The following is an 8,418-nucleotide window of genomic DNA, read 5'->3' on the forward strand; positions in this document are numbered from 1 at the left end:
AAGTTGGTGTCGAAGACCCGGTCGAAGCCGCAGAGCCTGAGAGCAGTGTTGAGCTCGAAGGTCATGGCCGTGCCCGGGGGAAAGCCGAAGCACTCGGCTATGGCGGCCCGCGGCGAGGGGGCCGTCTGCATGACCACGTGCCTGGCCGGGTCGTCTATGACGGCCCAGACCTCGTCGGTCGGGTCGTTGGCGCGCAGCGCTCCGGTCGGACAGCGGTTGATGCACTGCCCGCAGTTGATGCAGACGACGTCGGCCAGCGGCTTGTCCATGAAGGTGCAGATCTTGGAGCTGTCGCTGCGGTGAGCCGCCTCGAAGACCCCGACCTCCTGAAAGTCGATGCATGTGCGCACGCAGCGCCTGCAGAGGACGCACTTGTCCATGTCGCGGTAGACCGCGTGGCTCGACTGGTCCTTCTCGTATCTGGGCTTCTCCGGGTGTCCGAAGCGGAAGAAGTCCACTCCGTACTCCTTGGCCAGCGCCTGCAGCTCGCAGTTGTTGTTGCGCGCGCAGGCGTAGCACTCGCCGTAGTGGGCGGACAGCAGCAGGTCTATGACGTGCCTGCGCGCCTGGCGCACCTTGGCGGTGTGCGTGCGGACCACGATCGGCTGGGTCACGGGGTAGGCGCAGGAGGCCTGCAGCGTCCGCTGCCCCTCGACCTCGACGAGGCAGACGCGGCAGACGCCCGCGACGCAGAGGTCGTCGTGGTAGCAGAGGGTCGGTATGCGGATGCCCAGCCCCTTTGCGGCCTCGAGGATCGTGGTTCCGCAGGTGACGCTGGTCTCCTTGCCGTCGATCGTGATCTTTATTCTGGCGGCGGAGCACTCGCTCATGTCCTCGACCGCATGGCCCCGCTGGCTCACCGGCGCGCGGGAGACGTCCTTTCCGAAACTCTTGTCTGGCATGCCTGGGCTCCTTTTTAGTTGCCTCGAGCAGGATCGGGCGCTTAAGAGGTGCGCCCCATGATCTCGTCCCTGAAGTTTTCGATTATCGATATGAAGGCGTTAGGGCTGGACTGCCCCAGCCCGCACTTGGAGGCCAGCTGCATCGTCTCGCCCAGCGACATGAGCTCCTTGAGGTACCTCATCGAACACCTGCCCTCCTTGAGCAACCTCACACCCTCGAGCAGCTTGCGGTTGCCCTCGCGGCACGGCGTGCACTGCCCGCAGCTCTCCTCCACGAAGAACTCGAGGAAGTTCTCCGCCACTTCCAGCATGTCGCGGTCCCTCCCGAAGACGATGATCGAGCCGCCGGTGGAAATGTCCTCGTAGGCGATTTTGCGCTTGAACTCGGACGCGCCGAGGCAGCGGCCGGACGCGCCTCCCACCTGAACGGCCTTGGCGTCCTGCGCCCCGACCTCCTTGAGCAGCTCCTCCACCGTCACGCCCATCGGGAACTCGTAGATGCCGGGCCTCGCGCAGTCGCCGGAGACGCTGAGTATCTTGGGGCCGGCCGATTTGTCGGTGCCGCTCTTCTTGAACCACGCGGCGCCGTTGGCCATGATGAGCGCGGCCCACGCCAGCGTCTCGACGTTGTTGACGGTCGTGGGGCAGCCCAGATATCCGGTGTCCACCGGGAAGGGAGGGCGGTTGCGCGGCTCGCCGCGCTGCCCCTCCAGCGACTCGATCAGCGCCGTCTCCTCGCCGCATACGTAGGCCCCGGCCCCCATGCGGATCTCGATGTCGAAATCGAAGCCCTTCGTCCTGAGTATGGCGTCGCCGAGGAGGTTGTTCCTGCGCCTTTCGGCGAGGACCTCCTCCAGGCCCTTCCTGAGGAAGGAGTACTCGCCGCGGAGGTAGAGTATGCCCCTCTTCGCCCCGATGGCGCGGCCCGCTATAGTCATGCCCTCGAATACGAGCCCCGGGCATTCGCTCAGGATCACCCTGTCCTTGAAGGTTCCCGGCTCGCCCTCGTCGGCGTTGCAGACCACGTATTTGTTCTGGCAGGGAGGCTTGGCCGTGAATTTCCACTTGAGGCCGGTCGGGAACCCGGCGCCACCCCTGCCCTTCAGGTTCGAATCGCTGATCTCAGAGATTATCTCCTCAGGCTTCCTGGAAGCCGCGGCCCTGAGGCCCTCGTCGGGCTTGGCCTTCTTGAACGTCACGAGACCTGCGTAAGAGGCGCTCATATCAGCTGCTCCTCCTTTCTCTGCTGGGCGTGGAGCCCGAACTGGCCGCGGCACTCCTCTACAACATGCTGGACCATCTCGGGCGTGACCCTGGTGTAGGCCTTGTCGTTGACCAGCATGGCAGGGCCCTCGTCGCACAGGCCGAGGCAGTTTGCGTACTCCAGCGTGAAGAAGCCGTCGGGCGTCGTCTCGCCGAACTTGATGCCCAGGTCGGTCTCCAGCTGGCGAGCCACCCTGTCCTTGCCGCGCATGTCGCAGGAGATCGTGCGGCAGAGCCTGATGATGAATCGGCCCTTGGGCTCGGTGCCCAGGAAGCTGTAGAACGAGACCACCCCCATCACCTCCACAGGGTGGATATTGAGCATGTCCGCCACCACCTGCATCGCGTACGGCGTGATCCGCGAATGCCTCCTCTGGATCTCCTGTAGCATCGGCATGAGGGCGCTGCGCCCGCCGCCGTGCCTGGCCGCGATCGGCGCCAGATGTTCCTTCAACCTCTCATTGGCTGTGACGAGCATCTGTGGAACCTCCTTTGAATGTCTTGCTGCGTTGGGGCCCGAAGCGCGCAGGCAGGTGCGAGCCGCCGTGGTGCCGCACAAATAGCCGCTTTATAAACGGATATTGCCGAATCCCCCGCCCGGGAGAGGCCCTGTTTTGAGGGCGACCTTACATATCCCCCCGAAAACTAATTGCAAGGGCTTTTTGACCGCTCTGCGGCCGCCTCGGGCCCCGGATGCAGGCACCGCCGACGCGCAAAACAAAGGGCCCCCGCACAGGGAGGGGGCCCGACGCCTGCTTCCGGACTCAAACCGGCTATTTGAAGATCATCTTCTGGACCTCGATCCCCTCGATCCTGTTGAGGGCATCCGCCATCTCGTTGCAGACCCTCTCATCCCCGACCATTTCGAGCAGGACGACGCCATTGGGCGCACACACGTTGTCCGAAGCGTCGTGGAGGCCGATGCGGGTCTTTATGTTGCAGCCGTATTTGGTGAACAGGGACTGCACCTCGCCTGCCTTCTTCATCCTGTCAGAGATGTGAATCCCGTAGATCATGTGTTTTTCCATGCCGTTTCCCCCGTTTAAGTTTGACCATCGAACAGGCCACAATTTACCAGCTGCCGCCCTCTCTGGTCAAGGAGTGAAAAACCCCATTTACAACGCGTCCCGGCGCGTATATGCGGGTGTCGCATGTCATCGGACGGAGCAATGGCGATCATAGACCACGAAGCGATAAGCCGCGAACTGACGGCGCAGGAGAGGCCGGAACCCGCGCGCGTTCGCGAGATACTGGCGCGCGCCCGCGAGATGCAGGGTGTGCCCGCTGAGGACCTCGTCGCGCTCTCGACCCTCACCGATGGGGAGATGCTCGGAGAACTCTTCGAGACGGCGCGATGGATCAAGGACAGCATATACGGAAAGCGCCTCGTCCTGTTCGCGCCCCTCTACATCTCAAACCTGTGCGACAACGACTGCGCCTACTGCGCATTCAGGGCGGCCAACAAGGATATCGAGCGGAGGGCGCTCTGCCAGGACGAGATACGCCTGGAGACCGCGGCGCTGCTGTCCGAGGGGCAGAAGCGCGTCCTGCTCGTGGCCGGCGAGTCCTACGCAGACCTGGGCCTGAGCTACATATTCAGGTCGATAGAAACGATCTACGGGACCAAAAGCGGTGAAAACACGATCCGCCGCATCAACGTCAACATCGCCCCCCTCTCGGTGGACGAGTTCCGCGAGCTTCACTCCTGCAACATCGGCACCTACCAGCTCTTCCAGGAGACCTACCACTCGCCCACGTACAGGCGCCTGCATCCGCGCGGCCCGAAATCGGACTACGACTACAGGCTCACCTGCATGGACCGCGCATTCGAGGGGGGATTCGACGACGTGGGGATAGGAGTCCTGTTCGGGCTCTACGACTGGCGCTACGAGATCCTGGCGCTCATGAAACACATCGCCCACCTCGAGGGGAAGTTCGGGGTGGGACCGCACACGATATCGGTGCCCAGGATCGAGCCCGCCTGCGGCGCCCCCCTTTCGTACCGCCCCCCGCATCCTGTGTCCGACGACGACTTCAGGAAGATCATCGCGCTGCTTAGGATCGCCATCCCCTACACCGGCATAATCCTCAGCACCCGCGAGAGCGCCGCTATCCGCCGCGAGTCGTTCGAGCTGGGGGTCTCGCAGATATCGGCCGGCTCGCGAACGAACCCCGGCGGATACGCCAAAGACGGGGCGGCCGATGGGGCGCGGGCCGCGCAGTTCTCGCTGGGCGACACGCGCCCGCTGATGGAGGTCATACGCGACATAGTCGCGCACGACCACATCCCAAGCTTCTGCACCGCGTGCTACAGGCTGGGCCGGGTGGGGAAGGATTTCATGGACCTGGCGAAGCCGGGCCTAATCAAGGACAACTGCACTCCGAACGGGATTCTCACATTCGCCGAATACCTCCACGACTTCGCCGGCGACGATCTGAGGGAGGAGGGGTACGACCTCATCGGCAGGATGCTTCAGAGCGATGTCAGCAATCCCGCCTTGCGCGTGAAGGTCAAGGGTCTTCTGGATCGCATAGCATCCGGCAGCCGAGACATATTCGTATGAAGGGCGCCCGCCCGGGTCGACTGCGGACATTTTGCCTTGCACGACCACCTGCTCAATGCTAGGGGGCTGGGCCGCATCCGAAAAAGGAGAGATCAGATGAAAATGACGCGTGCGCTGCCGGCGCTTGCCCTGGCGCTCCTCGTCCTTGCGTTTCCGTCCGCATCGGGGGCTCAGAGCATCCAGACCGACATCCCGGAGAAGATCACCCTCTCCTCCAAGGTGCCGGTGAGCTTCTACGGCTTCGTCCTCGGCGAGTTCCTCTACTCCGATTCGCAGCTGTCGAGCTTCGGGACGTTCAACAACACGCCCGCCAGCTACAACACCAGCATCACCGGATTCAACCGGGTGCAGGACGAGACCGCCCAGGGCAACAACGACGCATACATCTCGGCGACGGTCCAGAACACCCGCTTCGGCTTCATGCTCGCGCCGTACGATTTCGGCGGCAGGAATTTCAAGGTGAACGCCGACATCGAGATGGACTTCTTCAGCACCGCGAACCTCAGCGCAAGCTCGATCTCCCCCAGGCTCCGCAGGGCCTACGCGGGCATCGGACAGCGGCGCTGGCACGTGCTCATGGGTCAGGAATGGGACATCTTCTCCCCGCTCAACCCGGCGACGTTCAACGTGGGCGCCAACCTGTGGAACCAGGGAAACCTCGGGTTCCGCCGTCCTCAGATACGCTTCACGTTCAAGCAGCCGTTCGGAGAGAATAGCGGCATGGAGGCGGCCGTGAGCGCGGGGCTGCCCTCCAACTCCCTCTCCTCGAATGACCCGGCCAACACGACCGGCATACCCATGGGGCAGGCGAGGCTGGGGCTGTGGCACGACATGCCCGCAGGAAAGCTGTGGGCCTACATAAGCGGAGTGTACTATCGCAACAGGAACGCCGTCGCCGGGGCGGCCGACATCAACAACTGGGGGCTGTGCGCGAGCATCCTGGCCCCGGTGCACAAGTTCTTCCAGCCCTCGGTCGAGTTTCAGTACGGATACAGCCTGGGCTCGCTGCTGTCGGGCAGCTCCAACACGACGAGGCAGAGGACTGTAGAGGGCTGGGGACAGGTCAAGAGCAAATGGCTCTCCTGGCTTGAGACCAACGCCGGATACGGCGGCGAGTTCATCAAGGGCTCGCAGGTACCCGCCGGCTGGGTCAAGAGCAACCAGCTGGTCTTCGCGAACATCTACTTCAAGCCCCTCAAGGACTTCGTCGTCGGCCCGGAGTACAACTACATGCGCACCAACTACCAGGGCTCGGGCGCATCGGAGGCCAACGTCGTCTTCCTCAACGCCATGTACTACTTCTAGCCGCGGACGACGACTTCGCGCATGACAGCGGAGACCGAGCCCCGCACCGCCTTCCTTATGTTCTCCACCGCCTCGTTGACCGCTTGGCAGACCGCGCGGGAGGAGATGGTCGCGCCGGTGATCGCCTCGATCCGGCCGCCGTCCTTGTCGACTTTGACGGGTGCAATCTTCCCGTCGAACTGGAGCTGGAACCAGGGCCTGAGGTTCGACTCGTCGGGGCCGGTGCCTGTGAGAACGCTCCACCAGGTCCTCGTCGATTTTATCTCCGTCACCTTGTCGCCGAGGCCGGGCGTCTCGTTCTGATAGAGGATTTCGACCCCCCTGATGTTGAATGCCAGGTCCATGCCCACCATGACCCTGAGCACGCTCGAATAGCCGGTCGCCTGCCCCACCGCCACGTAGCCCAATTCTTCCGCGCCCCTGCTGGCGACGCGGAATTCAAAGGGCCTGCCCTCCACCCGCGCCCGCTTCAGATCGAACCGGTCCGCCTCCGGGAACACGACCTTCAGTGCGGCATCGGTCCGGCGGGCCGCCTCGGCCTTGGTGGCCGGGAGCGTGAGCAGATACATCCCGGCCAGCAGGACTGCCGAGATCACCGCCACCGCGGTGAGGACGAGCGGGAACTTTATGTACTCAGGGATTTTTCTCTGCATGCCTCATGGCTCCGAAGAATCTTGGCACGGTGAGCCTGTCTATGAGCCACACCGCCGTGTTCATTATCAGTATCGAGTAGCAGACCCCCTCGGGATAGCCGCCGTAGAGGCGTATCAGCGCAACGAGCAGCCCGCAGCCGATGCCGTAGTAGACCTGTCCCTTCGACGTGAGGGGGCTCGTCACCATGTCGGTCGCCATGAATATGGCGCCGAGCATGAGCCCGCCGGAGAGGGCGTGCGCGATCCCCCGGGCGATGGCCGCGCCGGCCGTGAGCGTGCCCGCCCATATCGAGAGCGTCCCGCCCGCGCCGTCGGCCTGCGGCAGCAGCGCGGCGAACAATGCGACGGTGATAACGAATGCCAGGGGCAGCCTCCAGTTCACGTACTTCTTGTAGACGAGATAGAGCCCGCCGAGGACGAGGGCGAGGGCCGATGTCTCGCCGATGGAGCCGGGTATCGCTCCCAGAAAGAGCCGGCCGAACGAGTAGTTCTGAAAGAAAGCGAGCGGCGTCTCCTTGAGCACGAGGCATGGCGTTGCCCTGGTCACCGCGTCCACTCCCAATATAGACCCGGTGAACGCATGTTTCAGGATCGGCCACTTCGGCATGACGATCGCGTTCGAATAGGCGGCCAAAAGAAATGCACGCCCCGCGAGCGCAGGGTTCCATACGTTGCACCCCAGGCCCCCGAAGGCGTGCTTCGCCACGATGATGGCGAAGGCGCTGCCGATCGCCGGCATATAGAGCGGCGTGCCGGGCGGAAGGCACAATGCGAGCAGCAGACCCGTGAGCACGGCGGAGCCGTCGCTCACTGTGACCGGCACGCCGCGAAACGCCTGCGCCGCCGCCTCTGATATCACGGCGGCGCCGATGGAGACCGCGACAACGAGCATAGCGTACCAGCCGAAGTTCATGAATCCCACGAAGAGCGCAGGCATGAGGCAGGCGTTCACGCTCCACATGATGCGCGGGATGGAGTCGGCCGTGGCGATATGAGGCGCCGGCCCTACCACCAATTTGTCTGCCAGGATATTATCAGCCATATTCATTAATTTTCGTGACCGGTGACTAGTGACTAGCGCGATCCCGCCAGTCACAAGTTACCAGTTACTAGTCACTTCTTGTTTCCGGCCTTCCATGCCGCGTACTCCGCCTTGGCCTTCTTCACATAGTGCACGATCGGCCTGCGGGAGGGGCACTCGTAGGTGCACGCGCCGCACTCCATGCAGTCGAGCACGTGCAGCTCCTCGTAGCGCTCCACCTCGCCCGCCTCGATCGCCTTTATCATCTCCGCCGCCATCCCGCGGAGGGGGCAGACCGTCACGCACCGGCCGCACCGTATGCACGGCCCCGGCATGAACTCGGGCATCCTGCGCAGCGCGAGTATCCCGGAGGTCCCCTTCACCACCGGGTAGTCCAGGTTGGGCAGCGCGATCCCCATCATCGGCCCGCCGAGCACCACCTTCTTCGTCTTGGGATCCAGCCCCTGCGCCGCGAGCACCTCACCCACGGGGGTGCCTATCGGGACAATCAGGTTCGCCGGCCTGGCCACTCCGTCGCCCGTGACGGTCAGCGGCCTCTCCACCAGCGGCCTGGACTCGGTCACCGCTTCGTAGACCGCGTATGCGGTCGAGACGTTCTGGACCACGATGCCCACGTCCAGCGGGAGCCTGCCGGGCGGGACCTGGCGGCCTGTGAGCGCCTCGATCAGCTGTTTCTCCGCACCCTGCGG

The 8,418-nt window shown here is 63.8% G+C and carries 9 protein-coding genes; 2 read left to right on the top strand and 7 right to left on the bottom strand.

The annotated features are described in order from the left end of the window. The 4 genes from JXA24_00050 to JXA24_00065 all read right to left on the bottom strand — a co-directional run. A partial coding sequence (locus JXA24_00050) for a (2Fe-2S)-binding protein (GenBank protein ID MBN1282151.1) occupies window positions 1-902 on the bottom strand: 902 nt, incomplete at its 3' end. Window positions 903-943: 41 nt separating this feature from the next. Beyond that, on the bottom strand, window positions 944-2,125 hold the full coding sequence (locus JXA24_00055; protein MBN1282152.1) for a dehydrogenase: 1,182 nt from the start codon (window positions 2,123-2,125) through the stop codon (window positions 944-946). Beyond that, a complete protein-coding gene (locus tag JXA24_00060; protein MBN1282153.1) occupies window positions 2,122-2,643 on the bottom strand; it encodes an NAD(P)H-dependent oxidoreductase subunit E in 522 nt (173 codons plus the stop codon). The genes JXA24_00055 and JXA24_00060 overlap by 4 nt, the downstream gene beginning before the upstream one ends. 295 nt (window positions 2,644-2,938) lie before the next feature. Further along, window positions 2,939-3,193: a hypothetical protein gene (locus JXA24_00065; protein ID MBN1282154.1), complete on the bottom strand. Its 255-nt coding sequence runs from the start codon at window positions 3,191-3,193 to the stop codon at window positions 2,939-2,941. A 141-nt stretch (window positions 3,194-3,334) separates the two neighbouring features. Here JXA24_00065 and hydG point away from each other — a divergent pair, with 141 nt between their 5' ends. Continuing rightward, window positions 3,335-4,729 carry a [FeFe] hydrogenase H-cluster radical SAM maturase HydG gene (hydG, locus tag JXA24_00070; GenBank protein ID MBN1282155.1) on the top strand — a complete coding sequence of 465 codons (1,395 nt, stop codon included), beginning with the start codon at window positions 3,335-3,337 and terminating at the stop codon, window positions 4,727-4,729. Between the two features lie 96 nt (window positions 4,730-4,825). Then, window positions 4,826-6,034 (top strand): hypothetical protein, encoded by a 1,209-nt coding sequence (locus JXA24_00075; GenBank protein ID MBN1282156.1) that lies wholly within the window; start codon window positions 4,826-4,828, stop codon window positions 6,032-6,034. On the opposite strand, the gene JXA24_00080 is transcribed toward JXA24_00075, so the two are convergent. From JXA24_00080 to JXA24_00090, 3 genes are all read right to left on the bottom strand, one after another. Further along, window positions 6,031-6,687: an FMN-binding protein gene (locus JXA24_00080; GenBank protein MBN1282157.1), complete on the bottom strand. Its 657-nt coding sequence runs from the start codon at window positions 6,685-6,687 to the stop codon at window positions 6,031-6,033. The two genes, JXA24_00075 and JXA24_00080, sit on opposite strands and share 4 nt — an antisense overlap. Then, the gene (locus tag JXA24_00085; protein MBN1282158.1) at window positions 6,668-7,729 is read right to left on the bottom strand and encodes an RnfABCDGE type electron transport complex subunit D; all 1,062 of its coding nucleotides are present in this window, start codon (window positions 7,727-7,729) and stop codon (window positions 6,668-6,670) included. Before JXA24_00085 ends, JXA24_00080 begins: the two co-directional genes overlap by 20 nt. Before the next feature lie 71 nt (window positions 7,730-7,800). Then, a partial coding sequence (locus JXA24_00090) for an RnfABCDGE type electron transport complex subunit C (GenBank protein ID MBN1282159.1) occupies window positions 7,801-8,418 on the bottom strand: 618 nt, incomplete at its 5' end.

This window comes from Pseudomonadota bacterium, assembly GCA_016927275.1.
GTDB lineage: Bacteria > UBA10199 > UBA10199 > 2-02-FULL-44-16 > JAAZCA01 > JAFGMW01.